This is a genomic window from Variovorax sp. Soil_C_17 (assembly GCF_057657265.1).
In genome coordinates this window covers 15,398-42,383 of the sequence record NZ_JBDGIT010000010.1, presented here as the reverse complement: position 1 = coordinate 42,383, position 26,986 = coordinate 15,398, and the positions used below count along the sequence as shown (strand labels likewise).

Genomic DNA, 26,986 nt, shown 5'->3' with positions numbered 1-26,986 from the left:
CCTGACGGCAGCGCAACCGATCAATGCCCCCAGAACTGGCTCTCAAGCAATGCTGCGTGGCGGCAATGCGTGGTGGCTGTGTCTCTTGCTGCTAGCGCTGGCGATTCCGTTCCAGAGCGTCGTCTACCCGGTCTTCATCATGAAGATCCTGTGCTACGCCCTGTTTGCCTGCGCCTTCAATCTACTGCTCGGCTACGCCGGCCTCCTTTCCTTTGGACACGCGGCGTTTTTCGGGGGGGCGTCCTATGCGACTGCCTACCTCTGCACGACCCTAGGTGTCGGGCCACTGACCGGAATTGCAGTTGGTGCACTGGTCGGTGTCGTGCTCGGCACTGTGGTGGGAGCAATCGCGATCCGTCGCTCAGGAATCTACTTCGCGATGGTCACGCTTGCTTTGGCGCAGCTGATCTATTTCGTCGCACTGCAGGCGCCCTTCACCGGCGGCGAGGACGGCATCCAGAACATCCCTCGTGGCCATTTGTTCGGTCTCATCGACCTGAGCAACGACGCGGCGATGTACTACCTGGTCCTGGCCATCTCCTGTGGGGGGTTCGCACTTGTTCAACGGGTCGTGAATTCACCGTTCGGCGAGGTTCTCACCGCCATCAGGGATAACGAAGCACGAGCCACGTCTCTGGGGTATCGAGTGAACCACTACAAGCTGGTTGCGTTCGTGCTCTCCTCGGGATTGGCTGGTCTTGCGGGCTCCACAAAGGCACTTGTTTTTCAGGTTTCTACTTTGGCGGACGTGCATTGGCACGCATCCGGAGAGGTGGTGCTGATGGCCTTGCTCGGCGGGGTGGGAACGCTCTTTGGGCCGATCGTGGGCGCCGGTATCGTCGTGACGTTGCAGAAATATCTGTCCGGTGCCGGGTCGTGGAGCACCGTGATCATCGGGTTGGTCTTCATGGCTTGCGTCTTGGCGTTCCGTCGCGGTATCGTGGGGGAGATCAAGGCCTATTTCGAGCAGCGTGCACGTCGATGAAGCGACGACCAACATTCCAGTGCCAGAAAGTCAGGTTCTATGAGCACTTCTCCGCATGCGGAATCATCGTGGCCGCAGTTTGAGCATTCGGCTCTACCGGGGTATTCATGCATCGAATGGGTCCGCCCCGGCGACTTGGAATCGTTGATCAAGTCCATTCGCACGACAGGGCTTGAAGAGGAAGGAATCCACGCGCTTCTTCGTGCGGCAATGGCCGATGCACGCAGCGACAGGCCCAGCAGCGGCGAATCCATTACGCGATGGTTTTACGGCATGCGCGTGAAATGCGCGCATGGACTTTGTGAGGTCACGACCCAGACGTTGATATGGGTGATGCATCCCATGCTGCACAGGTACATGCCGACACTGTCGTTCGACACGGAGTCCACTCGTTCTCCGTGCACTGACTGACGGTTCTCAAGGCCAGCAACGGCGCCGGTGTGAGGTTGTGAACCATTGATTTGTTAACGTTGCTGTTTACCTTCCAGAGGCGTATCGTCACTGCCCCAGCGATGGAGGCGCGCGATGCCAGGCTGGCAGACGACATACTTGGGCTTGCGCCAGCCGCGGCTCCGATGCAGATGCCATTGCAACGACAGCGATGGTCGGGAACGCCTTAGATGACGCGGTCACGCAAATCCCTCGCTCACAGGACAAGGGCAAGTCGTTTCGAGCTTCATCAGGAGTTTGCTCGGATCGCACCAAGGAAGGCAGCAGAGTCTTCGCGCGACGACGTCCGCGGCTTCAGCAGCAAATGACCCAGCGCAGGGATTAGCACTAACGCACCGAGCATGTTCCACAGGAACATGAAGGCTAGCAGCAGGCCCATGTCGGCCTGGAACTTGATGGGGCTGGCAACCCAGGTGATGACGCCGATGGCCAGCGTGACGCCGGTCAACAGCACGACCTTGCCAGTGAACAGCAGCGCGCGGTAATAACTCTCCGAGAGGCTCTTGCCCTCGCGCCACTGCGCCAGCGTGACCGACAGGATGTACAGCGCGTAGTCCACGCCGATGCCCACGCCGAGCGCGATCACCGGCAGCGTCGCGACCTTCACGCCCATGCCGAGTGCGACCATCAGCGCCTCGGCCAGCACCGAGGTCAGCATCAGCGGCAACACCGCCACCAGCACTGCACGCCACGAGCGGAAGGTGATGAAGCTCAGCACCACCACCGCGCCGTAGACCAGCAGCAGCATTGTGCGCCAAGCGTCCTTGACGACGATGTTCGTCGCCGCCTCGATACCGGCCGAGCCGGCGGCGAGCAGGAACTTCGCATCCGCCGTGTCATTCACCTTCGCGAAGGCTTCGACATGATCGACCACCCGGGTCAGCGTGTCGGCCTTGTGGTCGCGCAGATAGACATAGACGGTGAGCATCGAGCACGCCTCGTTGTACAGCCCGCGAGGTGCGCGCGCCGTTACCGTGTTGAGCATGTCCTGGTTCGGCAGGAACTCGTACCACTTGGGGTTGCCCTCGTTCAGCCCGGCAAGCACCCGGCGGTTCAACAGCGCCAACGTGCTGGTGGACTCCACGCCATCGAGCTGGCGCAACTGCCACTCCAGCGTGTCGACCTTGTTGAGCGTGTCGTACTGCGAGCATTGGCCATCGGGTGTCTTGACCATCACAGCGAGCACATCGCTGGAGGCGCCATAGGCACCGTTGATGAAGGCCACATCGCGGTTGTAGCGGCTGTCCGCGCGCAGCTCAGGCGCGCCCGGGTCGAGGTCGCCGATGGCAAGGTGCTGCGAGACCACGACACCTGCAGATGCCAGCAGGAGACCGGTGACGAGGGCGCCGACAGCCCAACGCCGCTGCGTGAATCGATCCAGCCAGCGCCACAAGAGCAGCTTCTGCTCGGCCGATTCGGAGCGCAGGCTGCGCCGGGCGGCGGCCGGACTTACGCCGGTATAGCTCAACAGGATCGGCAACAGGATCAGGTTGGTGACAATCAGCACACCCACGCCGATGGACGCCGCGATCGCCAGCTCGCGGATGGCCTGGACGTCGATCACCAGGAGCACCGCAAACCCCACCGCATCGGCCAGCAGCGCCGTCAGCCCGGCCAGGAACAACCGGCGAAACGTGAAACGCGCAGCCACCAACTTGGGGCAGCCGCGGCCGATGTCCTGCATGATGCCGTTCATCTTCTGCGCGCCGTGGCTCATGCCGATCGCAAACACCAGGAACGGGACGAGGATCGAATACGGGTCCAGCGCATAGCCCATCACGGGCAGCAGCCCGAGCTGCCAGACCACCGCCACCAGAGAGGCGGTGACCACCAGCAGGGTGGAGCGGATGCAGCGCGTAAACCAGTACACGGCGACCGCAGCGATGGCCACCGCGACGGCGAAGAACACCAGTACCTCGCGCACGCCGTCGATGAGATCGCCCACGACCTTGGTGAACCCGGTGATGTGAACCCCCAGACCCTCGCGCTCATACTTGACGCGCAGCTCTTCCAAGCGCCCGGCCAAGGCACCGTAGTCAAGGGGGCGCCCTTGTGGATCCTTGGCCAGCAGGGGCACGTAGATCACGCTGGACCTGCCGTCGAGCGCGACCAATTGCCCGATCTCGCCCGAGCGCGCCACGTTGGCGCGCAGCTGCTCCAGGCTTTGAGCCGAACCGTCGTAGCCCTCGGGGATGACCGTCCCGCCTTCGAGGCCCTCTTCGGTGACGCCGGCCCAGCGCGTCGATGGCGTCCACAGCGACTTCATCTGGACGCGTGCCACCCCGGGGATCAGGAAGACTTCGTCGCTCAGGCGGCGCAGCGCATCCAGGTACTTCGCGTCGTAGATGCTGCCTGATGACTGCCCCGTGACGCCTACGGGCTCGGCGCCCGAAGGGCTCGCACCCGGCTTGGGGCGGGCCGGCGCTGCAAGCCCGGGGATTGCGACGGCGATGCGCACCGCGTTGCCCAGGCCACTCAGGTCGTCCTGATACCGCAGGAAGTTGTGGATGTAGGGATGGTCGGCCGGAATCGACTTCTCGAAGCTGGCATTGAGTTGCAGACGCGTGGCCTGCCAGCCGAGCAACACGGTGACCAGTGCACACAGCAGGACAACTACCAGCCGGTGGTTAAACAGTGCTCGCTCGATGAGCGAGCCGGAACCTGGATCGAGATCGTGAGGCGTCATGGCTTGGTATCAACGGGCATCACGCCCTGGATGGATACGGCCAGCATCCCGCCTTCGGCACGCGCGGTCAGGCCGTTGAGCGGCGGCAGCGGCACGCGGTTCACCGGCACGAGCGCACCACCCTCCCGGCGCGCCAGTACGAAGCCGGCCTGGTTGGCCAGCAGCAGCGTGCCGTCGCCGGCCATCTGGCTGGCAACGATGGAGACCGGCATAGGCGTCGGCAGTGATTGCCAGGCGCTTCCGCCATCGGTCGATCGCCAGACGTTGCCGCGCAGCCCGGCGAGCACGATCTCGTGCTCGTTAGGGAGTTCGAGCGTGAAGAAGCTGCCCTTGTATGGCGTCGCCAGCCGCTGGAAGGTCTGGCCGCCATCGTCGGACTTGAGCACCAGTCCCTGTTCGCCGGCGATGACGATGCGCCTGCCGCGCTGGCGAACGGCGTACAGGTGCAGGGCGTCGGGGTTGTCCAGCCGCGCGCCCCACGACACCCAACGCTTGCCGCCGTCTACGGTCGCAAGTGCCATGCCGTAGGCACCGACGACCAGCGCGTGCAACGGGTCGAGGGCCAGCACATCGAGCAGCGGTTTGTCAGGCCCGTCCTTGCGCATCTGCTCGGCGGCCTTCTGTGCCACCGCATCACCGCGCGCGCGGGCATCGGCCAGCATCAGCTCAGGGATGCGTCGGCCGTCGAGACGGCGCTCCCAATGGGTGCCTCCGTCTTCCGTGACGAGCACCGTGCCTCCGTGTCCTACTGCGATGCCATGCTGCGCATCGGAGAAGCGGACAGCGGTGAGCGTGACGCTGACTGGAGTTGCAGCCTGCGCCCAGCTCCGGCCCGCGTCGTCCGATCGCACGATGACGCCGCGCTCACCCACAGCCAGCAAGCGTGACCCCGCCTGGGCCGCGCCGAGCAGCACGGTTCGCTCAGGCGCACGAACCATCAGAGCCGGCCGCTCCAGCGCCGCCCCCACCTTCTCTGCGCCCGACGCCGCTGCGCATGCGATCAGGAAGGCCAGAGCGCACATGCGCTTCATGCCGCCACGGCGCAGTTCGGCCGCGTCGAAGGGACAACGGATCATGGCTGAACTCCAATCATGTGCTGCTAGTCAACCGCTACAGATAGACCTGCAAGATCGCATCGTGGATGCCATCGCAATCGATCAGATCCACCCGTTGCGAGCGGATCCTGATGCCGTCGTCCGTCGCAACGAGATGGTGCGTGTACGAGCCCACGTACGACCTCATGACATCGCGCCGGAACTGCGTCACTTGAAAGCGCGACTTGACAACCAATACACCGTTGGCATCCGCCGGGACGACGCGCACATTGCTGAGGACGTGATTGCAGCGCGTTCCCGGCTGTTGCCCACCGGTTCCGGCATCAAGCAGACGTTCGCAGCGAGCCGCCATGCTCGGCACGTCGTCGTACAGAAATGACAGTTGGGACTTTGGATCGGTGTCCTCGGGCCGTGCCGGGATCCAGTAGGTCGCATCGGGTGTGAAGAGCTCGATCCACGACGCGAAATCGCGTGTGTCGATGTATTCGGCCTGGCGATAGAGAAAGTCCTCGGCTTCACTTCGGCTGAGGCGCAATTCGTGGACAGTGGTCTGCATGTTCATGGTCTCGTTCGTGGTCAATGCGCCTTACCGGACGGTCATGTACTGACTCCACGCCTGGTACATGTTGCGCATGCAGACCTCGGAGTTGCCGGACGATCCTTTCATGCTGGAACCAACGGGGATGTCGCGGTTCGCTTCGCGGCTCAGGCGCACCCAGTCCGACTCCGGTCCCTTCAGCCCGGCATGGACGCGGTAGTAGGCTTCGAAGTCGTCGGCAGCGACCAGGTTCGAAGGTGAATTCCCGATGTTGGCCGCCGTGATGGCGCGGCTCGTGAAGCTATCCGGCGCGCCTTTGAGCCGGAAGACCCAGATTTCCAGCAGGGTCTTGTCGACCGCCAGCGGACGAATGACCCGCAGTTGCTGAAGCGACGGCTGCATGAGCGCCGTCGGGAAGAGCATGGCGTTGTGGAAGTTTCGCCCGAGGATCGCCTGTGCGCCCGCCTCACCGTGCCTGCCGATCATCTCCGCCTTGTATTTCTCTGCGTCCGGCCCCTTTGGCTCAGGGGCGAAGGCCGCCATGTCGAAGTGTCCGTTTGGATGGGCGACGAGATCGGTCTTCGCCATCTGGTCGGGTGCCCCCGCCAGCAAAGTGGCCACCTGCAGGCCTCCAGGGTGTTCGATCTTGAACTTTTCGAGCGTCCGCTTTGCCGCCCGCGCCGTCTGGTAGTGCACGAACGACGTGTGCATGCCGTCGCTCATGTTGTCGATGAAGATCTTCCAGTTGCTGTTCTGTACGGTCCGGAAGCAATCACCGATGACCTCGATCCGGCCCTCGGGGGCACGGTCGACCACGCTGTCGAAGCCGCGCATCCCCTCGCCTGCCCAGGTCTTGAGATCAGGGCCATCCGCAACGAGCGAAGCGAACACGAATCCGCGGTAGTTTTCGATGCGCGGCAGGCGCTTCATGCCATTGGCCCGGTTCGTTGGGTCGAAGCAGGTGTTGTCGTAGCCCGAGCGGACCGGCACCGAGGCGAGCGAGCCGTCGGCGTCGAAACTCCAGCCGTGGTACATGCACACGAGCCGCTTGGTGTGTCCGGACCGCTCCGGACACACGATCGCTCCCTTGTGAGGACAGCGGTTCTCGAGCACATGGATCGTGCCGTCGGCATGCCGCGTCATGACCACCGGCTGACGACCGACCTGCGTCGTGAAGTAGTCGCCCGCATTGGGCACCTGGCTCTCATGTCCGACATAGATCCACGACCGACCGAAGATGCGGTCCATCTCCAGTTCGAACACATCGGAATCGACGAACACGCGGCGATGCACTCGTTCGGTTTCCACCATCCGTCCCAAGTCGAGGTCAGCGGGCGCGCCGTGGCGCAAGGATGAATCCAGGGTTGTAGTACTCATTGGGGGTTCTCTCTTCTTGGATGTGGTCGGATCACGCTTGAAAGGTCTTGATCAGCTGCAGCGCGGCATCCCACGACTTGCGCGCAGCTTCTTGGTGGTAGTGCGAATTGGCGGGCATCATGTAGGCGTGGCCGGCGTCCGGGTGCACCACGAAAGAACAGCCGTTCGCATCGGCTACCGCCTTCACCGCGGCGAGCTCGTCGGCCGGCGCGAGGTGGTCGCACTCGCCGTAGTGGAACGCCACCGGACAGCTCGGCTTGTCGCCGGGCTTCAGGTACTTCGACACAAAGGTGCCGTGGAAAGACACCGACGCATCGACACCCAGCCCGTCGCACGCCGCACGCCAGGCATAGGGGCCGCCAAAGCAGTAGCCCAGAAGCAGCACCTTGCCGTTGCATTGGGGGTGACGTTTCAGCGTCTCGATGCTCCGCCGCAGTTCGTCCATCGATCTCGGGAAGTCGATGCGCATCGCGCGGCCGATGGCGCGCTGCACATCCGTCGCCTCCGCGAGTACGCCCGAATCCTGGTCGCGCCAGAAGAAGTTCGGCGCCAGCGCAACGCAGCCGCGTGCGGCCAATTCGTCGCAGACATCCTTCATGTCCTGGTCGATGCCGAAGACGTGCGTCACCACGATCACCCCCGGCCCCTCCCCCTCACCTTTGCTGGGCGCGGCGCTATAAGCCTCCATCTGACCATCTGCAACCGCAATCGGGGTCTGCTCGCGGGTGATGGCACGAAGTTGCTCGTCGAATCCAGTCAGTGTTCGAGTCATTCATTTCTCCTTCAGGCTCATGTTGATAAAGTTTTCTAGAGGTACCGCTCCAGGAAGCGCAGCAGGTGCGGCGCCAGAAAGCCGGCGAAGCTTGGTGGCTCCTCGGGGTGCTCCTCGCTGAACCAGAAGTGGCCGGCACCTTCGACCGGGCATTCGCGCACGACATGCCCGGCTTGTCGCAGGGCGCGCAGGAATGGCTCCGACTGCGAGCGCGGGTCCACGACCGCATCCGCCGTCCCGTAGCTGACGAAGACGGGCAGCTTGTTCATCGCATGGCGAACATGGCTGATGGGCGACGCGTCGAAGTACAGCTGGCGGTCCGCAAAGGGAGAGCCGCCCATGAAGCACTCGGAGCGGCGCCCGCTCGGAAGAGGGAAATCGGCGATCTCGTACTGCCAGTGGGCCAGCATGTCGTACACGCCGTAGATCCCCGCCAGCAATTTGACGCGTGCGTCGACACCTGCATGGGCATTTGCCGGCGGGCGATTCGCGAACTGTGGCGCATCCCAGGCGAGCGCCGCCAGCGCTGCCACATGCGCCCCGGCCGACGCACCGAGCAGGCCGATGCGTTGTGGGTCGACGCCAAGTTCTGCCGCACTGCCACGAACGAACTGGATGGCACCGAGGGCATCGCAAACCGGATCGGGAAAGGTCTTGTCCGTGGCCGAGACGCGGTACTGGATCGCGAACGTGGCGAGGCCATTCCGCGCCAGGAACTCGCCCCAGCGCCTCAATCCGCCCGGGTCGCTGGCCAGCCAGCCGCCACCCGGCAGGGCGACGACGACAGGAAAAGGCCCCGGGTCTGCGGGCGCGTAGAAATCGCCTCGCAACTCCCTGCCGTTGGGCGTGGCATAGACGATCCCGTTGCGCACGGTCGCGGCGAGGGTGCTCGCGCGATCCCGGTGAATATCAGAGTTGAACGTCGCGGTCATTCAGCGTGCACCCCCACCAGCGGCCAGGCCATCCGGCGTGAAATGGCCGTCCGAGAACTGCGGCACGATCGAGTAGTGCGCCTTCTTCTGGTTGTACAGATTGGCGACGAACGCAGTGCCCGCCAGCAGATCATCGAAACCAAAACTGCCGACGAGGACGCCGGGGAGATCGGGGGCAACAAAAGTGTTCGCCCAGAGCTGCTTCCAAAGCTGGCCATTGGCATCCCAGCGGTCGCCCAGCACGCAGGTCCAGGTGTCCTCGTCGCAGTAGTAGCGGCTCTTGCGAGCCTGGTGCCGCTTGCCATCGCGCAACGTGGCCTCGACGACCCAGACCCGATGGAGTTCCCAGCGCATGAAGTTCGGTGCCAGATGGTGGGTCGCCAGCACTTCGGCGTCCGTCGTGGGCTGCAACAGGCGGTTGGTGTTGTACGGGACGATCATCTCCCGCTTGCCGATCAGCTTCCAGTCGAACTGCTCGAGCCGCCCCGTGAAGACCTCGATCTCGTCCAGCGACATCACGCCCGCCGTCACCGGTGCCGGCGTGTCGCAGCAGGGGTTGGGCAGCTTGCGCACGCGCCGCTGGCCGGTCAGGTACACCCAACTCTGCGACTTGGCGTAATCGACGTTCTCACGGCCGACGATGGCCTCGCCGGCGCGGATCGGAGGGCCCGAGTTCACTACCCGGACCAGCCAGAAGTCACCGTTCCACTTGTCGGGTGGTCCCTCGGGCTGATAGTACGGGGCCACCGAATCGCCGATGCCTTCCGTCGTCAGCACGGCCTTTCCATCGGCAGTGAGCTGGTACATATTCGTCTGGAACTGCCAGGACGTTCCGCGCCAGCGCAAGATGTGATTCCACATGACTTCGGCCCCGGATTTCGGAATCGGGAACGGAATCCCGCCGTAAGCGCCTTCGATCTGATCGCCGTTGACCTTGGCCCGGGTCGCATTCTTGAACGTGTTGTCGTACACCCATTGCGGCGCAGCAGCCGTGCGGTGTGTCTTGTAGACGTCGACGCGGAAAGACCCCGGATATTTCTTCAGCATCGCCTTCGTGCCGTCCGACAGCTTGTCGGCATACTGATCGAGCGTTTTGGCTGTGATCGAGTAGAGCGGCTTCTCGTCCTTGAAGGGGTCGCCGCGACGGCCTCCCGGCTTGTCGCCGGGAATGGGTGTCGTGTGGCCACCGATCCACGCGGGGATGGTGCCGTCCTTGTTGCCGGCTTTCTCGGCGCCAAGGGGAGTGAGTTCGGTCTTCAATCGTGCGGCGTCCTCTGCGCTCACGCCAGCGGATACCCCGGGGGGTGCGATCAGCACGGCCAGGCAAGCGGCGGCAGTAGCGAGTTGTCGATTCATGGCAGGTCTCCGTACGTCGGTCAAAGCCGACGAAATGTATGGATGGGGGCGCTGCGCGCCGGCGAGTTCATGCCGGGATACCCGGTGTTGCGGGCGCCGTCTGCACCGGCAGGCGCGAGAAGCACCAGCACGCGCAGGCGGCGAGCACGACTGCGGCGACGCCGATCGCGGCGTAGCCGTGGAACTTGACCAGCGTGCCGCCGAGCACGGGGCCGATGGCCGCGCCGATCATCAGCATGGCCGGCGTCGCTGCAAGCGCCCGACCCGTCTGCTCAAGACGCGCGAGCAGCCCGAAGGCGAAGGTGTGCGAAAAGATGATGACCGCCACGAACACGGCGGTTGAACTGGCAAAGATGGGAAAGACCGTGGCGTTCATCACCGTCATCGCCAGCGCAGCCTGGATGACCGGCGCGCACAGCAGCACACGGCGCGCCGGCAGGTGCCGTTGCAGCAGAACCGCCAGCGGCGCAGGCACAAGGTTGACCACGCCCAGCGCAATCAGTACGGCGGCCACTGCTTGCGGGCCGAAGCCGCGGTCGACGCCGACGCGCTCGATGAAGCTGGTGGTCATGGCCTGCACCAGCGCCACCAGCGCAACGCCCACGATGCCGAACCACACGGCTGCCGAGAAGCGCGCTGGAGCAGGCACGGCTGTGGGGCGATCAGCCTTCACGGCTTCGGGTGCGACCGTCGGGGCGGCCACGGTGTGCGGAAAGCTGAAAAGGCAGACGAGCGCGGCCAGCGCCATCGCAGCGCCGAAGACGCCGAAGAGGGCCGCCCCGCCCCATTGCGCCACAAGCCATGGCGCGACACCGAGATAGAAGATCGAAATGACGCCGAGCGCCATGTTGACGGTCGCGAACAGGCGATGCGGATGGGCACTAAGGGCCACCGTGCCGTGCGTGACGCTCAGAGCCGCCCCGGTGGCCATGCCGCACAGCAGGTGCAACCCTGCCAGCGTCCTGAAGTCGCTCGCCAGTGCGGCCACGCCGAAGCCGATGGCACTGACCAGGAACGACAGCGTCACCACGACGCGCCTGGGCAGGCGATTGAAGCGCGACGCGAGCAGCAGGCTGGCGGAGACGGCTCCGACCAGGAACAGTGTAGCCAACAGGCCGGCCTGCTGGGGGTCGAACCGGTAGTTTGCGATCAGCGTGCCCACCCACACCGGCAGCGCAACCATGTCCAGCATGCCCGCGCAATGCGCTACCGAAAGCGCGATGCGGCCTCGCTTCGAGTCTGTCGAGATCATGTACCGTCTCCTTGATCAGAATGTGCGGCTTAGCGAGAGCGAGACGAAGTCTCGATCGGCGACCGCATTGCCCTGACCGAATTGAGGGCTGCCCCCTGTCAAGGTCGGCGAGTAATCGATGAACGGTGTGGCCTTGCCGATGTAACGGGTGTACGTCAGTGCGAACTGCCACACCCCGAGATAGTTGCCCGCAAGCCCGATGCTCACATTGCCGTTCCCGCGGGCGTCCCAGGTGGTTACCGCCGAGCGGCCATCGAGCGTGTAGCGCAGGCCGATCGGAACACTCAGGTCGAGCCCCGAGGCGATCTGGCGATAGGTGGGCGTGAAGACCACTTGCAGCGCCGTGGCGTCCCGCGTGCGACCCTTGTCGATGGCACCATCGGGGTCGCTCATGTGCAGAACCCGGTTCCACGCGATCTCGGCGAGCAGGGTCGACTCGCGTGCAATGAAGCTAGGGCCGAATGACGCCAATGTCGACAGGTTGAGGTGCGCCGTGCGACCCTTTGCATATCTCGGTTCGGGCTCGCCGGGAAAAAATCCGTAGATCACGCCCGGGCTGCGCAAAGGCATGCCATCGCGGATCGACCCTTCGGCGGCGAAGTTGAAGTCTGCGATGGACTGCGTCGCGCTGACACCGTAGACCTTGACCGCTTCGGGGAACCGGTAGTACCAGTTGCCCGGCAGCGTGCCACGCTGACCTGCAGCCCCTCTCGGGTCCAACTGCGAGTAGAGCAGGCCGCTCTTGTCGTGGTAGCGGGCTGCGTAGAAGCCGAGGTCGGTGTCTTCCAGGCGCCACTTCAGTTGCATGCCGAACTGCCCGGAATCCCTCGGTTTGCGATCCACGCTGGGCTGCAGCGCGAAGTTGCCAACGCTTGGAATGCCCAGGAACTGGGGTAGCGTCGGATTGCCCCAGACGAGGTTGGACGCCGAGAAGTAGCTCCCAGCGGGCGGCAGGCGATCGGCTTCCCAGTCGAACTGCACGTAGCCGCTCACCGCCACTTCGGGCGTGATCTGTAGCTGCCCGGACAACTGCGGCACGGGCCTGAGGCTTTCCTTGAACTGCGCGTTCGGCGAGCTGAGCAGCTTGTGGACGTCGATCGGGCCCTGCGCTCGCGCGATGCCGTTCTCGCCGAAGAAGAGGCTCTCGCCGTATTGCAGGGCGTGCTGGCCCAGACGCAGGCTCAACTTGCGTCCCGAGCCTAGATCCCAGTTCCCGAAGACGAAAGCATCCATCAGTTCCGCTTTGCGGCCCGCCAGGTTTCGCGTGCTGCGTGCGAACTCGTTCGTCGGGGTCTGGCCGTTCATTGAATCCATGGCCTGGGTCGTGCCGTCATAGGCTGCGTCGTACCAGGACGCAGCACTCAGGCGAAAGCCGAAGTCCTTGCGGTAGACCACATCCAGTTCGGAGAGCAGGTCCACCCGCTTGGAGACAAGGCCGCGGTCGCGAAAGTTGTCATTGCCCGCATTGAGGTTCAGCGCTTGCGGGAAGGCTGAGGCCGGCACCCCTGGCACGAGCGGGCGGAACGAGTCGACCAGTGTGGGGGCCGCCCGCTGCGTGCGGTACATCAGGCTCCCCTTGACCGTGTTGTCGAAGCGAACTGCCCAGTCCGAGTCGGGCAAGTCGAGTTCCACGGCGTATGCGCCGGCGCTGGAAAGCGCCGCGGTCAGGGCTCCGGCGATGCGGCGATGCCGCGCTGAATCCATTCTCATCGTGATGTCTCCTCATTTTTTCTCAAGACTGCCTTGCGTCGATCCGCAGCGTCGGACTCAATGCATGTGGATGCCTCCGTTGATGGCGAGCGTTGCACCTGTGATGCATGCCGCTTCGGGCGAGGCGATGTACGCGACGCCCGCACTGATCTCTTCCGGCGTTGCGAGCCGCTTGAGTGCGGCGAGCGACGCAATGCCCGATCGGACCTGTTCGTTGGTATTGCGGAAGAACTCGGGCGTGCCGACGGGCCCCGGGGCCACGTTGTTGACGGTGATGCCCGCCGCCGCCAGTTCGAATGCCGCCTGCCTCGTCAGCCCGAGGAGCGCGGCTTTCGCGGTCCCGTAGGCGATGTCCGTGCCGTTGCCGGCAAGTTCGCCAGCAGCGGACCCGATGAGGATGATGCGCGAATGCTCGATCGGCGCCGCCAGCCGCAGCTGTGCGAACGTTCGGACGCAACAGAACACACCGGTGAGGTTGAGGGCGATGGTGCGATCCCAGTCGTCCATCCCCAAGGTCGCGACATGGCTCTCTTGGCCGAGATGAATCACAGGCCCGCCCGACGCGACCACCAAGACGCCGGCGGGACCTCTCGCCTCGATGCCGAGGAAGGCGGCATGCACCGACTCCGCGCGGGTTACGTCCAGCCGCACCATGTCGTGACCGCTGCCGTGCAGCCCATCCAGGACTTTGCGCGCACCTTCCACATCGAAGTCGGCCACGACGACCCGATAGCCCTGCGATGCCAGCTTGCGACAGACATCGCTGCCGATGCCACCGGCACCGCCGACGACGAGGGCCCGACGACCTTCTGTCATAGGTTCGCTGCCCTGCCTGCGGGGGACATACTGCGGCCCCGCCGCAACCCGGCACCGCTGCAAGACGTGCCGAGCTGGTGCGGGAAATAGTGGCCCGCAGGGCCCCCGCCAACGATGAGGATGTTCAAGTCTTGTCTCCGTTCTTTTCTAGGTAGCGCAGCTTCAATCGAGCCAGCGTGACCCGAAGCATTGATCCGCGTCAAAATTTAGGCAATACAGCACCGGTTACTATCAACATTTGCCACGTAAATAGTGAACCCTGCGCCAAACCAGCTGCTCGTTTCCCTGCACCCTCGAATGCGATTGGCGACCGGCATTCGCGGCGCTGGACGCCGTTGGCATTCGGGCAACATGGCGCCCCTTAAAGTCGAGATGTGGAACAAATGAAGGACTTCGACCTGAACCTGCTGCGCGTGCTGGTGGCTCTGCACCGCACGCGCAGCGTCAAGAAGGCCGCCGCTACTCTCGACCTGAGCCAGCCTGCGACAAGCCTTGCCCTGGGTCGGCTGCGCAAGGCGCTCGACGATCCGCTGTTTGTGCGGTCCCCTACCGGCATGCTGCCAACGCCGCGTGGCACCGAGCTGGCCGACGCCGCAGCCAGGGCGTTGTCCGAATTCAGCGTTCATGCGCAGAACGAGCCGGCTTTCGATCCAGCCACCTCACGTCGCGACTTCGTCGTCACCACGCCCGACGTCGGCGAACTGCAACTGCTGCCGCCACTGATGGCCTACCTGGAACGGGAAGCGCCCCACTGCAATCTTCGCTCCGAACCGTTTGCGACGGCGGACGTCGAAGCCGCACTGGAAGACGGCCGATGTGACCTCGCGTTCGGGCTCTTCCCAAATCTGGAGCGGCCTGCGCTCTACACGCAGCAGATCCTCAGGCAAACCATCGTATGCGTGGTGCGAGCGGATCATCCTACGGTGCGGTCGTCACGCATCAGCATGCGTCGCTTCCTGGAGCTTTCGCATGCCGTCGTGCATCCGGTGGGCCGCAGCCAGGAACTCTTCGAAGCGCTGCTCAAAGAGAAGGGCTACACGCGCAGGGTTCAATTGAAGACGGCTCACTTCCTCTCGCTGCCGTCGATCATTGCCGCAACGGACATGATTGCGACGGTGCCCCGATCAATCGCGGACTACTACACCCGGCTGGAGAACCTGCGCATCGTGGCGCTACCGATTGGCATCAAACCAGTCCCGATTCGACAGTTCTGGCATCCGAGGTTTCATACGGACCCCGCCGTGCGATGGCTGCGCGAGTCAGTCGCCCGGCTGTTCGGCACGGTCGATACCTGACGTACGCAATCACGCGCGGCGCTCGAACTCTGGCGGACGCAGGGTGGTTTGCGGTCCAGGAGAAGCTCGGTCCAGGAAGACGATGCGTTGCATACCGAGTTCCCAATTCACTGGTTGATCTTCAGCAGGCGAAGTGCTTCGTTCACGATCGCTGCCGTTGTAATTCCGAAGTGCTGGTAGAGAACGTCCGCGGATCCCGATGCTCCGAAGCCCTTCATTCCGACGAAGCCGCCGCGCTCGCCCAGCCATTGATCCCAACCGAAGCGCATCGCTGCTTCGCAACCCACACGCACTGTGCCAACTCCCAGCACGGTCGCGCGATACTCAGCGTCTTGAGCGGCGAAGAGCTCCCAACTTGGCATCGACACCACTGCCGCGGGTATTCCGGATTGCTGCAAGACGTTACGAGCTGCCACCGCAAGAGCTACTTCAGAACCGGTGGCCAGCAAGGTGACGGCGCGAGCACCCCCTTCGGCTTCGATGAGTACATAGGCACCGCTGCGCGACAGGTTCGTAGTGGTATGTGTGCGCCGCACTTGTGGTAGAGCCTGGCGTGCAAACACGAGCGTCGATGGGCCTTCGCTGTGTTCGTAAGCGATCTCCCAGCACTCTGCCGCCTCGATGGCATCCGCAGGACGAAACACCAGCATGTTCGGCATCGCCCGCAGTGATGCCAAGATCTCCACGGGCTGGTGCGTCGGACCATTGCGCCCAATGCCGATCGAATCGTGGCTAAAGACGAACTTAACCGGAAGTCTCATCAACGCTGCCATCCGCATCGCGGGACGCTCGTAGTCGGAAAAGGCGAGGTAGGTGACAGTCAGCGGGACAATGCCGCCATGTGCAGCCATACCGTTGGCCATTGCGCCCATCACGTGTTCTCGCACCCCGCAATGCACGTAGGCGCCTGACCTCTCCTGAGCAGAAAAGGCGGTAAGGCTACGCTTATGGTTGGTCGGTGCTTCAAGGTCAGCGCAGGCCACCATCCGCTCCGGCATGACCTCGATAAGCGCGTCGTTGATCTCGGCAGAGATGAATATTCCGCTTGGAAGCGTTTGCTGGTCAAGCGCTTGGCGCTTGTACTCCAGGAGCACTTCGCGCCACCCGGTGGGCAAGTCGCCGGCCAGGATCCGCTCGAACTCTGCTCGGTCGTCGGCGTGCAATGCGGCTACGCGATCGCCCCAGGCTTGCCGCTCGGCGCGGTTGCGGCTGCCTGCAGATCGCCATGCGCTGAGCACGTCATCGGGCACATCGAAAGGCGCATGCGGCCATTCAAGAAGCTCCCGCGCGGCAGCAGCATCTTCTGCAAGCAGCCTTCCGCTGTGACCGCCACGCTGGCCTTGAAGACGTGCGATGCCCTTAGCGATGACCGTACGGCAGGCAATAAGAGACGGTCGCGCATCCCCCTTGGCAGCCTCGATCGCCTCCGCTACAGCCTCCAGATCGTGTCCATCGACCTCGGCGACGTGCCAACCGGCCACACGGAACCGTTCGGCGACATCCTCGCTGATGGACAGATCAGTCGATCCGTCATCGGTGATGTGATTGTCATCCCACAGCAGGGTAAGCTTTCCAAGCCGAAGATGTCCAGCCAGCGAGATCATCTCCTGCCCAACTCCTTCCTGTAGGCAACCATCGCCTACGAAGGCATACGTTCGATGGTCGACGATGCTACTGCCGAAGCGAGCATTCAGGTGCGCCTCAGCGATCGCCATGCCCAGCGCGTTTGCGATACCCTGACCGAGGGGGCCGGTCGTCGCTTCGATCCCGCTCGCAGGATCGAGTTCGGGATGCCCTTCGCAGCGCGACCCGAATTGCCTGAAGCTTCGAATCTGATCGAGGTCGATTTGCTCGTACCCCGTTAGATAGAGCAGTGCATAGAGCAGCATCGAGCCGTGCCCGTTCGACAGTACGAGACGGTCACGATCAGGCCACGTCGGGTCCGCCGAATCGAACTTAAGGTGCCGTGTGCAAAGCGCGGTTGCGATCTCCGCCATCCCTAACGGCACGCCTTGGTGCCCCTCGCCAGCACTTACGATGGCATCGATGGCAAGGAAGCGAATTGCATTGGCCATTGGCGCCAAGGGAATGGCTGTGTTCGGCGCTACTCTCTTCACGAGCGGGAGAGGGTGAGCGGATGTCATGGTCAACTTGGTCATGGGGTTATGTCAGTTCGGGCTTTACAGCGCCACAGTCGAGATCCAGGGAACGCCGGCAATAACCGCGATCCCAACAAGCAGTGCCGCCAGGTAGGGCCAGATGGCCTTGGTAACCTCATCCGGCGAAGCGCCGCCGATTCGCGCCGCGATATAGAGTCCGATGCCTATAGGGGGAGTCATATATCCGACATTCATCGCAGCCACGATGACCATGCCATAGTGAATATCATGAATACCCAGTTTCCTTGCAATGGGGTACATGATTGGCGCCAAGAGCAGCACAGCAGGCAGCCCCTCCAGAAGACAGCCCAGGACAAGGAAGACGATCACGGTTACAGCCATGAAGGCGATTGCGCCGCCCGGCATAGTGGTCAAGACGGCAGTCAGGTCTTGGATGACGCCACTCCGGGTAACGGCCCAGGCCATACCCGAGGCAGTGCCCAAGATGAGCAGAATTGCCCCGGACAGCGATGCCGTCTCGACTAGCATCTCGTAGATCTTTTGACCCTTGACACCGCCGTAGAGCACATGCCCGATGATCATGGCATACAAGACCGCAATGGAAGACACTTCCGTGGCAGTGGCAACACCGCCACCCACTGTGCTTCGGATGAGGAACGGCAGGACGAGCGCGGGTGCCGAGATCAGGAGCAGCTTTGCGATAACTCGCGCCGAGGGGCGACGGACCCCACTCATGTCTTCCTTTCTCGCCTTCCATCGGGCGAGCACAAGCAACGCGAGCAGCAGCACCATGGCGATCACGAAGCCACTCTGAAACAGCCCAGCGATCGAGACGCCCGCAACTGCGCCAAGGACGATCAGCACGATGCTGGGCGGTACTGTATCTGCCATCGCGGCTCCAGTGGCGAGCATTGCCACCATGTCACTTCGCTTGTTGCCGCGGCGCTCCATTTCGGGGAACAACGCAGGCGCTACAGTCGCCATATCCGATGTCTTTGACCCTGAGATTCCCGAGACTATGAAGAGCGAACCGAATAGTACATAGGACATGCCTGCCTTGATGTGTCCGACAAGCGAGCTGAGAAATTCGACGATCGCCTTGCCCATTCCGGTTGCGTCCAGTATGCAGCCGAGCAGCACAAATACCGGGATGGAGACCAGAATGATGCTGGACATGCCTTCATCCATGCGCGAGACGATCACCATCAGTGGTACGTGCGATGAGAACGCCAAGTAGCAAAGAGTTCCTAGGCCAAAGCAGAATCCGATAGGTACTCCGGCGGCCAGTAATAGTGCGACCAGGATCGCAAGGAAGATCCCAATGTTTGCGCCGGTTGACAGCTGTTGAAACTGTGGTGAAAGCCACCACATGATGCCTGCCATGGCAGTGACGAACAGCGCAGACGCAGCCAAGTGCCGCAAAGGCACCGTCCGCACCGCGTTAGCGACGAGGATGACAAGCATCGCCCCAATGCCGAACACCATTGCAGAGACGCGGAATGTACTGGGAATCTCCAATGCTGGTGTGCGAATAACCCACTCTTCCTTCGCGTACTCGTAGGCAGGGCCAATCACGGCGATCAGAAATGCCGCCATGCAAACCAGAGCGAGAGCATGGACAACTGTCTGCAGGTGCTTGGGCAGCATCCCCAGGAACAGCGTGAGTCGAAGGTGCTCGTGGCGATGCATCGCAATGGCAGCACCGAGCATGGCAAGCCACACGAATGCAGTCGCCACGACCTCCTCGATCCAGACAACAGGCGTAGCGAGGAAGTACCGTGTGACCACGGCGACAAGCAGCAGTGTAACGATGCCCGCCATCAGCGATGCGGCGACAACCTCTAGCGGAAGCATCCATCGAGACGCCCTGTACGGAGGGTGTATTCCCGCCCCGGCTGCTGGATCGCCAATCACGTCGTCGGCGTCAGCGTCGATAGTATTCAGAGTGCTGGACACGATAGCTCCCACGGGGCCGAATTTGCCCCCGTTGAGTAGGTAGACGAACTGAAGATCGGCGAGCCGAAATCGCTTTCACCCGCTCAGGCCAGCTTGCCCGTGGTGGACTCGAGCAACTCCCACGCTTCATCGCCCATGCGCTTCTTCCATTCAGCGTAGAAGCCCGATTCCAGCAAGCGCTTGCGGAAGGCAGCCGGATCGACGGTTACGAACTCCACGTTCTTCGACAAACTCGCCTGAAGCTCCTTGTTCAGCCGCTCCACGTCTTCTCGCTGCTTGAGCGCCGCGGCATTCACCGTCTGTCGAATAATCTCCTGTGCGGGCTGCGGTAGCGCCTGGAACGTCTTGCGATTGGCGAGGAACCAGAAGCCATCCCACATGTGATTGGTGCTCGAGATCGATTTTCCGACCTCTTGCATCTTGGCGAAGTAGATCCCCGCCAGTGGATTCTCCAAGCCGTCTGCGACCTTTGTCTGCAGTGCCGTGTACGTTTCGCCCCAGGGAATGGTCACGGGAGATGCGCCGAGATCCTTGAACAGTGCCGTCCACAGCGGGCTCGGCGGAACGCGAATCTTGAAGCCCTTGAGATCGGCTGGTGTGCGGATCGGGTGCGTCGCCGACAACGTTTGCCGGAAGCCGTTGTCCCACATGCGGTCAAAGGCGATAAGGTTTGCCTTCTCGATGGCTCCAACGATGTGTCTGCCCAACGCGCCATCCATGGTCTTCCAGACGGAGGGATAGTCCGGAAAGGCGAACCCGATGCCATTGATTGCCGCGACTGGCACGAGCGATGCCAAGATCAGCCCCGAGTTCGCGAAGAAGTCGATACCTCCCGAGCGCAACTGCGACAGCATGTCGGCATCGCTGCCGAGTTGGCTGGCTGGGAACACTTGAATGTCGACCTGCCCATTGGTCTTCTCTTTGATCGTGGCACTCGCCTCCCGCATGCGCACATTCAACGGATGGTCGAGCGGCATGATGTTGGCGAACTTGAGCTTGAACTGCGGTTGCCCAAAGACGGCTGCTGGGAAAGCGACGCCGGCTCCGCTGGCCAAGCATCCCTTAATTAGTTGACGGCGTTTCAGATCCATTTGGTTGTCTCCTCGCGTTGACGATCGCGTGTTGTGAAAGGACTAGCGCAGATCTTCCAAGAAGAACTTGCGCAGTTCGTTGGCAACGAACTCGGGCTGCTCCTCGGTGACCCAGTGCCCGCTATTGGGTACGAGGCCGCCACGCACGTTCTCTGCGACACGCTGCAGGGACTCGAGCGTTTCCATTCCGCGACCGAATGCCTTATCGCCTCCGAGTGCGAGAATGGGCAGACGCAGCTTGCCGTTCGTCGCGATGAAAGCCTTGTTGTCCTCCCCATCCTGGGGAAGCGCGCGGTAATAGCCGAACATGGCGCTCATCGCACCCGGCTTGCGGTATGTTCTTAGGTACTCCGCGCGGTCCGCTTCGGTGACGCTGGTAGGCAGATAGCCGTAGTTGTCGAACAGCCAGTCGAAGTAGATGTGCTCACGGTCTTGAAGTAGCGCTTCCGGAAGGTGGGGAGTGCGGAACAGCGCGTGATGCCAGCGGCGGCCGCCCTGCGAGAAGTCCGCTCCATCCCCCGGGATCGCCACATCGAGGATGGCAAGGCGCCTCACCGCCTCCTGATGGGCCGTGGTTAACGCGAAAGCCGTCGGACCACCCCAGTCATGGCCCACCAGGTAGAAACTGTCAATCTTCAGATGATCGTTCACCAAACGCCATACGTCGTGGGCCACGGTCTTCTTATCGAAACCACTCTCGGCACGGGAGCTGTCGCCCAGGCCACGCAGATCTGGAGCGACAATCTGAAAGCGATCCGCAAGCAGGGGAATGACGTGTCGCCACTCGTACGAGGTCTGCGGAATTCCATGAAGCAGTACAAGAGGTTCGCCTTTGCCTGCTGTGAGATAGTGAACGATGCCATCGCCGAGATCGGCGTAGTTGCTTTGAATGTTTTTCATGCGATCCTCTATGCCGTCTGATACTGGGTCATCACGGCGGAGTCGTCCTGTGTTCCAAGACCTCGGGCCGTGGTCCCGAGGAAGGCGAGATATGCAGCGTGTGCAAGCGCTGCGGGAAAGCGGGACTCGCGGGTTGCATCGAGCACAAGCGACATGTCTTTGACGAAAATGTCGACGGCCGACTTAACTTTCTCAAACTCTCCTGAAACCATGCGCGGGCCGCGATCGGCGAGCATCCAGGAGCCGGCTGCACCGCTGCAAAGAATCTCAAGTGTCAGTTCGAGCGGCAAACCCTGTCGTTCGGCTAATGCCAGCGCTTCGCCAGCAGCGGCTAGGTGAACGCCACATAGAAGCTGGTTCAGAATCTTCATCTGTGCGCCAGCGCCCGCTTCGCCCAAGTAGTGAACCCGCGATCCGAACGTTTGCAACACAGGAAGCGCGAGATCGAAGGCTTTGCGCGGGCCTGAGCCCATAATGGTCAGTGTGCCTCGTTCAGCACCAGCGGCGCCGCCTGTCACCGGTGCATCGACTAGCGCGATCGAGTGCTTCTCAAGCCGGGCTGCAAGCTCGCGAACATAGTTCGGATCCATTGTGCTGCATGCCACGACTACGGCTCCGCGTGGAAGCTGGCCGACCAATCCGGTCTCTCCAAAGAGTACCGCGTCAGTTTGCTCAGAGTTCACGACGAAGCAGATGACTATTTGCACGTGGCGTGCCAGATCCGCGAGAGACTGCGCGGGGGTACCGCCTTGGGCGCCGAGCCAAGCTAGGGCTTCGGCACGGACATCCGTACCCACCACGTCGTATCCCTTGGCGAGCATGTTGCTTGCCACGCCTCTTCCCATTGCGCCGAGGCCGACGAGGCCGACCTTCGTTCTTGAGTTCATGCCAGCCACTCCTTGATAGATGCGACCACTGCTGTCGTGGAGATGCCGTACCGGTCGTGGAGCGTAGGCAATGCGCCTGCATCTAGGAATTTATCTGGCAGGCAAATTTGACGGAACTTGGGCGTGAGCCCAGAACGCAGGAAGACGCTCGCTACTGCTTCGGCCAATCCTCCGACGACGGAATGGTTCTCGGCGACGACAACGAGGCGTCCCTGCCGGCGTCCCTCTTCGAGCAGTGTTGCCTCGTCCAAGGGCTTGATCGTGGGGACGTGCAATACGGCCACGTCGATGCTGTCCTTCTGCAGGCTCTTGGCGGCTTCGAGGGCACGCATGGTCATGATGCCGGCCGATATGATCAACACGTCACGACCACCACGCAACACCTTCGCCTTTCCGAGTTCAAACTTGTAGTCGTACTCGTCAAGCACCAGCGGAACGTTGCCGCGAAGCAGCCGCATGTACACCGGGCCCTTGTGGGCGGCAATTTGCGGCACTGCTTGCTCTATATCGAGCGCATCGCATGGATCGATGACAGTCATTCCAGGAACCCCGCGCATCATTGCCACGTCCTCCGTCGCGACGTGGCTTGGACCGTAACCTGTTGTGAGGCCAGGCAGCGCGCAGCAAATCTTGACGTTCAAATTCTCTTCGGCGATCACCTGATGGATGAAATCGTAGGCCCGACGTGTGCCGAAGGCAGCGTAGGTGGTCGCGAAAGGGATCAAGCCCTCCTTGGCAAAGCCGCCGGCCGCAGCCATCAACAATTGCTCGGCCATACCCATCTGAAAGAATCGATCAGGGAAGGCCTGTGCGAAGAGGTGCAGGTCCGTGTACTTCGCGAGGTCAGCCGTCATTCCGACGATCTCTTGCTTGTTAGCAGCGAGCTCCGAAAGCGCCTTGCCAAAGGGTGCAGCCTTTACCTTCTGCCCTTCGCCCGCAATCGAGGCGATCATCGCCGAAGTTGTCAAACGCGGCTTCTTCTCGGAAGCGGCGTTCATGCAGGGTTCCCTTCTTGCGATTGATCCAGAATTTGCAAGGCCTGCTGCCATTCTGGTGGGTCGACACGGATGAAATGGTTCTTCTCGCGTTCTTCGAGGAAAGGTACGCCCTTGCCCATCAGGGTGTCGAACAAAATTGCCCGAGGCTTCGCTTCGGTGTGCTCGCGCGCGGTGTCAAACGCCTTCATCACGGCATGCAGATCGTTGCCGTCAACACGTTGGACATGCCAGCCGAACGCTTCCCATTTTTCGTATAGTGGTTCAAAGCCGAGCACCTTGCTCGAGGGTCCATCGGCTTGCTGGTTGTTGATGTCGACTAAACAGATCAGATTTGATAGACCATGATGAGCAGCACCCAGCGCCGCCTCCCAAGTTGATCCTTCGTCGAGCTCACCGTCGGACATGGAGTTGTAGACGAAAGCCCCATTGCGCTTGTGGCGCAAGGCCAGCGCGATGCCGACGCCGATAGCCAGCCCGTGTCCCAACGAGCCACCCGAGATCTCCATGCCTGGCGTATAGGTCGCCATACCGGACATCGGGAGGCGGCTATCATCGCTTCCATAGGACTCAAGCTCGCTTTCATCGACGATCCCGCCTTCGAGCAGAGCCGCGTAGAACGCGATTGCGTAGTGGCCGTGTGACAGCAGGAAGCGATCCCGGCCATCCCAATCCGGATCGTCAGGACGGTAGTTGAGGGCGTGAGCATAGGCTACGGCCAGTACGTCCGCCCATCCCAAGGCTTGGCCGATGTAGCCCTGACCTTGGACCTCTCCCATGCGAAGAGCGAAGCGGCGAATTCGGTAGGCGCTGGCCTCCAATCTGAACAGCTGCGGCGTCGGCGCCGCGGTGTTGCTGGTCTTGTCCATGGCTTAACGGCTATCGCACCCAAGAGGCCTGCCGGGTCGAATGAGGTTCATCTGAAGCTCCTGCGAAGTAGTGGCTAGGAGTTTCTCGGGGGCCCTTTCACTGAACAAGCCAGTACAGTTCAAACAGGGTTGAAAAATGTCCTAATCAGTAGTTCCCCTATGCAAATCCCCCCCTTCAAAGGGCTCCTTGCGTTCGACGCGGTGGCGCGACTTGGCAGTATCAGCAAGGCTGCTGAGGAGTTGAACCTGACGGTTTCCGCCGTCAGCCATCAGGTCTCGAACCTCGAATCCTTTGTCGAACGACAACTGTTCGACCGCTCGCCTCGCGGTCTCACGCTTACGATCTTTGGCGAGCGATTCCAACGCGACATTACCGGCGCTTTGACGCTGTTGGCCTCGGCAGCACAGAACGTGCGCTCGGGTGAGATCGCCGAAGTATTGCGTATCCACGCCGTGCCAACGTTTGCGAGCCTCTGGCTGATGCCGCGGCTTCCTTCGTTCCGAGACAAGTACCCGGAGATGCGCGTTCAGCTCGACGCCTCCCATGGGGAGGTCGATTTCGCACGGGGCGAGGCGGACGTAGACATCTGCTACGGAGAAGTGCGCGGGCGTGATATGCACGTAGAGACGCTGTTCTCGGAGGAAATTCTGCCCATGATCAGTCCGACCCTGAAGGCCAGGCTAAACATACGAACGCCAGAGGATTTGATTGGCCAAGACCTGATCCTTTCCGAGCTGACTCTCGTGCAGTGGCCACACTGGTTCGCAGCCAATGGTGTACCGGTGTTCCCTCGAGGCTATAGTCTTGCCTTTGATCGCACTTTCATGGTTCTGGACGCAGCGATCCAAGGCTTAGGAATCGCGTTGGACAGTAGTAGAACGGCCGAATCCGCCCTCAAAAGAGGTGACCTCGTACCAGTCTTTGAAGATCGAAAAGGTATGCCAGTTCGCGCGCACCATCTCGTGTTTCCTCGCGCTCACGCGCAATGGGACAGAGTCATGAAGTTCACGAGTTGGTTACGACAGCAAGTATTGACAATCTAGTCCGGTCTGCTGCTCCACATTGGGTTCTCCGCCTTTTCCTTTGGCTTAGGAAGTGGTTTGACGTCGCAGTGCGATTGTTGAGGAGGCCGTTAACCCCCTCCCGGACGTCGTTCGGATCGCGCATCGTGCCTTGCACGTACGTCATTGGAGCTGCCATGCGATGCACGATCGTCCTCGAGTTCGAGGGTGTCAAGGGCTGGCAGCTTTGCACGACAGCCGTTGCTCCGCACCTGCGGCGCCGACAGATTGACGTACTTGTCAACGCGGAAGGCACCACTTGTCGAAGCCAGCACTGGCGAGCTGCGATGGCTGCATGCCGCGTTGAGCGCCATCATGCCCCACCGGCAAGCCAAGAGAGTCATGGACCTGCTGCTTCCGACCTCTGGCCACGATAGCCATGTGGCGGTCCGCAAGCACACGATCGCCGTGGGCAAAGAGATCCACCAGGCGTAGCAAGAACCAGCTGTATCACTCATGCGCACATGCGCAGCAGACAAATGTGTCTACAAGGGCCGCCACGGATTGCAAGCAATAGCCGGCGCGGCGTCCGCGCATGGCGCGATCGCCGGTGACACTGACGCATGAGGTCACGATGCCGCAGTTTCGCATCTCTGAAGTTGGCCTTGCTGGCACCCAGGTGCTGACCCGCAAGGTACGCACCGGAGGCCGGCCGATTGATCGCGGGAGAATTCACGAGGAGTCCGACGATGACAAATGGCAGATCGACTAAACAGTGGAACTACGCTTTAAATGGTCAACCAGGCGCTTACCCGCCGATTGCAGCCCCTCATATGAGCGCATGACGATTGCGTGCTTTCGATGGACCCATTCCTCGTCAATCTCAAGAACCCTGATGTCCATCGCCCTTGCAAATGTCTGAGCCATAAAAACCGGCATCATGCCGATGCCAAGGCCGGCGCGCACCATAGCTGCCAACGCGTCGTACGTGTGGACCTGCATTCGGCACTTCCAGGCTTTGTCCGCTTTAGCAGCCGCCGCCTGCAGCTGTAGATTGATATGACTGCCGGTCCGGAGACCGACATAGTCAAAATCCAGCGTGTCAGCGATCTTGACCGAGCCTTTACCTGTAAGGGCATGCGCCTCAGGCACCACAAGCGCCAGTCGGTCGCTGTGATAGGAAATGACCTCAAGTCCGGCCGTCCGCGGACCCTCCACAATCAATCCGATATCGCAAGCATTTTCTTCCACGGCAGTGATCACCTCAGTACTCACCTTCTCTTCAAGATGGACTTTGATGAGCGGATGCTTGTTCAGGAATGAGGCCAGGTCGGAAGGCAGGAATTGGGTAAGGGTCGAAAGGTTCGACGCGATACGAACGTGTCCAGTGAGCAGTTGTGTTGCCCCTAGCTTTCCGTCGGCGAAGATCAAGGGCTTAATACCCTCCTCTACCCTAACGGCCGAGACGCGACCGATGATGATCGAGTGCGTGGCGAATGGAACCACGGAGTCAATATCGCAGAAGAGGTTGCATTGAGCACCCTCGAGATATGGCATGCCTTGGTCCTCTGTGGCCCAACTTCCCACCTCGAAACGAGCATCTCCCTTCAATCTTCCGCTGAACGCGGAAACCAGATCCTCATGCTCCGTCGTCAACACGTTCACGCAGAATCTCTGGCGTCCGAGGAGCGGAGCATGGATGCTCGCGCTATGGTTCACACAGATGAGGAGCGACGGTGGATCCATCGTGAGGGAATTTACCGCGGTAGCGGTCATCCCATGACGATGGCCGTTTTCGTCGGCGGTACTGATAATGGTCACAGTCGATGCGAGGCGCCGCATTGCCTTCTTGAAGTCGGAAATGACTTGCTCGCCTTCGGATGGAACTGCGTTCATGAAGAATCTCCTTTAGTGATTTGGTGGCGCATGCCGGGGATGGGTC

The 26,986-nt window shown here is 61.8% G+C and carries 22 protein-coding genes and 1 pseudogene; 5 read left to right on the top strand and 18 right to left on the bottom strand.

The genetic code is table 11. The features are described 5' to 3' along the window. Positions 1–49 precede the first annotated feature (49 nt). Positions 50–985, top strand: coding sequence for a branched-chain amino acid ABC transporter permease (locus tag AC3A6Y_RS29470; protein ID WP_487871858.1), 936 nt, complete (start codon positions 50–52; stop codon positions 983–985). Positions 986–1,664: 679 nt separating this feature from the next. Here the strand turns inward: AC3A6Y_RS29470 and AC3A6Y_RS29465 are convergent. The 10 genes from AC3A6Y_RS29465 to AC3A6Y_RS29420 all read right to left on the bottom strand — a co-directional run bounded on the left by AC3A6Y_RS29465 (position 1,665) and on the right by AC3A6Y_RS29420 (position 13,929). Beyond that, the gene (locus tag AC3A6Y_RS29465) at positions 1,665–4,121 is read right to left on the bottom strand and encodes an efflux RND transporter permease subunit (RefSeq protein WP_487871769.1); all 2,457 of its coding nucleotides are present in this window, start codon (positions 4,119–4,121) and stop codon (positions 1,665–1,667) included. Continuing rightward, positions 4,118–5,197, bottom strand: a complete 1,080-nt coding sequence (locus tag AC3A6Y_RS29460; RefSeq protein WP_487871768.1) for a WD40/YVTN/BNR-like repeat-containing protein — start codon at positions 5,195–5,197, stop codon at positions 4,118–4,120. The genes AC3A6Y_RS29465 and AC3A6Y_RS29460 overlap by 4 nt, the downstream gene beginning before the upstream one ends. A 34-nt stretch (positions 5,198–5,231) precedes the next feature. Further along, positions 5,232–5,738, bottom strand: coding sequence for an aromatic-ring-hydroxylating dioxygenase subunit beta (locus tag AC3A6Y_RS29455; RefSeq protein ID WP_487871767.1), 507 nt, complete (start codon positions 5,736–5,738; stop codon positions 5,232–5,234). Between the two features lie 24 nt (positions 5,739–5,762). Continuing rightward, complete coding sequence (locus AC3A6Y_RS29450; protein ID WP_487871766.1) at positions 5,763–7,091, bottom strand: aromatic ring-hydroxylating oxygenase subunit alpha; 1,329 nt, start codon at positions 7,089–7,091, stop codon at positions 5,763–5,765. A gap of 31 nt (positions 7,092–7,122) precedes the next feature. Then, the gene (locus AC3A6Y_RS29445; protein WP_487871765.1) at positions 7,123–7,863 is read right to left on the bottom strand and encodes a dienelactone hydrolase family protein; all 741 of its coding nucleotides are present in this window, start codon (positions 7,861–7,863) and stop codon (positions 7,123–7,125) included. Positions 7,864–7,898: 35 nt separating this feature from the next. Further along, a complete protein-coding gene (locus AC3A6Y_RS29440) occupies positions 7,899–8,795 on the bottom strand; it encodes an alpha/beta hydrolase (protein ID WP_487871764.1) in 897 nt (298 codons plus the stop codon). Next, entirely contained in the window at positions 8,796–10,151 is a 1,356-nt protein-coding gene (locus tag AC3A6Y_RS29435) for a DUF1329 domain-containing protein (protein ID WP_487871763.1), read from the bottom strand. It abuts the gene before it with no gap. Positions 10,152–10,218: 67 nt separating this feature from the next. Next, positions 10,219–11,403 carry an MFS transporter gene (locus tag AC3A6Y_RS29430; protein WP_487871762.1) on the bottom strand — a complete coding sequence of 395 codons (1,185 nt, stop codon included), beginning with the start codon at positions 11,401–11,403 and terminating at the stop codon, positions 10,219–10,221. 15 nt (positions 11,404–11,418) lie between these two features. Next, a complete protein-coding gene (locus AC3A6Y_RS29425) occupies positions 11,419–13,107 on the bottom strand; it encodes a DUF1302 domain-containing protein (RefSeq protein WP_487871761.1) in 1,689 nt (562 codons plus the stop codon). A 63-nt stretch (positions 13,108–13,170) separates the two neighbouring features. Next, positions 13,171–13,929 carry an SDR family NAD(P)-dependent oxidoreductase gene (locus tag AC3A6Y_RS29420; protein ID WP_487871760.1) on the bottom strand — a complete coding sequence of 253 codons (759 nt, stop codon included), beginning with the start codon at positions 13,927–13,929 and terminating at the stop codon, positions 13,171–13,173. A 383-nt stretch (positions 13,930–14,312) separates the two neighbouring features. Here AC3A6Y_RS29420 and AC3A6Y_RS29415 point away from each other — a divergent pair, with 383 nt between their 5' ends. Next, the gene (locus AC3A6Y_RS29415) at positions 14,313–15,224 is read left to right on the top strand and encodes a LysR family transcriptional regulator (RefSeq protein ID WP_487871759.1); all 912 of its coding nucleotides are present in this window, start codon (positions 14,313–14,315) and stop codon (positions 15,222–15,224) included. 107 nt (positions 15,225–15,331) lie between these two features. On the opposite strand, the gene tkt is transcribed toward AC3A6Y_RS29415, so the two are convergent. From tkt to AC3A6Y_RS29380, 7 genes are all read right to left on the bottom strand, one after another. Next, positions 15,332–17,299, bottom strand: a complete 1,968-nt coding sequence (gene tkt / locus AC3A6Y_RS29410) for a transketolase (RefSeq protein ID WP_487871857.1) — start codon at positions 17,297–17,299, stop codon at positions 15,332–15,334. Positions 17,300–17,404: 105 nt separating this feature from the next. Next, complete coding sequence (locus AC3A6Y_RS29405) at positions 17,405–19,300, bottom strand: TRAP transporter large permease (protein ID WP_487871758.1); 1,896 nt, start codon at positions 19,298–19,300, stop codon at positions 17,405–17,407. An 83-nt stretch (positions 19,301–19,383) separates the two neighbouring features. Continuing rightward, positions 19,384–20,391, bottom strand: coding sequence for a TRAP transporter substrate-binding protein (locus AC3A6Y_RS29400; protein ID WP_487871757.1), 1,008 nt, complete (start codon positions 20,389–20,391; stop codon positions 19,384–19,386). Positions 20,392–20,433: 42 nt separating this feature from the next. Then, positions 20,434–21,291 (bottom strand): alpha/beta fold hydrolase, encoded by an 858-nt coding sequence (locus AC3A6Y_RS29395; protein ID WP_487871756.1) that lies wholly within the window; start codon positions 21,289–21,291, stop codon positions 20,434–20,436. Positions 21,292–21,299: 8 nt separating this feature from the next. Further along, the gene (locus AC3A6Y_RS29390) at positions 21,300–22,178 is read right to left on the bottom strand and encodes an NAD(P)-dependent oxidoreductase (RefSeq protein WP_487871755.1); all 879 of its coding nucleotides are present in this window, start codon (positions 22,176–22,178) and stop codon (positions 21,300–21,302) included. Next, positions 22,175–23,176, bottom strand: coding sequence for a transketolase family protein (locus tag AC3A6Y_RS29385; protein WP_487871754.1), 1,002 nt, complete (start codon positions 23,174–23,176; stop codon positions 22,175–22,177). The genes AC3A6Y_RS29390 and AC3A6Y_RS29385 overlap by 4 nt, the downstream gene beginning before the upstream one ends. Continuing rightward, positions 23,173–24,042 carry a transketolase gene (locus AC3A6Y_RS29380; protein WP_487871753.1) on the bottom strand — a complete coding sequence of 290 codons (870 nt, stop codon included), beginning with the start codon at positions 24,040–24,042 and terminating at the stop codon, positions 23,173–23,175. Before AC3A6Y_RS29380 ends, AC3A6Y_RS29385 begins: the two co-directional genes overlap by 4 nt. A 159-nt stretch (positions 24,043–24,201) precedes the next feature. Here AC3A6Y_RS29380 and AC3A6Y_RS29375 point away from each other — a divergent pair, with 159 nt between their 5' ends. From AC3A6Y_RS29375 to AC3A6Y_RS29365, 3 genes and pseudogenes are all read left to right on the top strand, one after another. Beyond that, a complete protein-coding gene (locus AC3A6Y_RS29375; protein ID WP_487871752.1) occupies positions 24,202–25,086 on the top strand; it encodes a LysR substrate-binding domain-containing protein in 885 nt (294 codons plus the stop codon). Between the two features lie 231 nt (positions 25,087–25,317). Next, positions 25,318–25,536: pseudogene (locus tag AC3A6Y_RS29370) on the top strand (ISKra4-like element ISBusp5 family transposase); the annotation flags it as partial. Between the two features lie 142 nt (positions 25,537–25,678). After that, positions 25,679–25,816, top strand: a complete 138-nt coding sequence (locus AC3A6Y_RS29365; RefSeq protein ID WP_487871751.1) for a hypothetical protein — start codon at positions 25,679–25,681, stop codon at positions 25,814–25,816. Here the strand turns inward: AC3A6Y_RS29365 and AC3A6Y_RS29360 are convergent. Continuing rightward, entirely contained in the window at positions 25,813–26,940 is a 1,128-nt protein-coding gene (locus AC3A6Y_RS29360; RefSeq protein WP_487871750.1) for a flavin reductase, read from the bottom strand. The two genes, AC3A6Y_RS29365 and AC3A6Y_RS29360, sit on opposite strands and share 4 nt — an antisense overlap. Between the last annotated feature and the right edge of the window lie 46 nt (positions 26,941–26,986).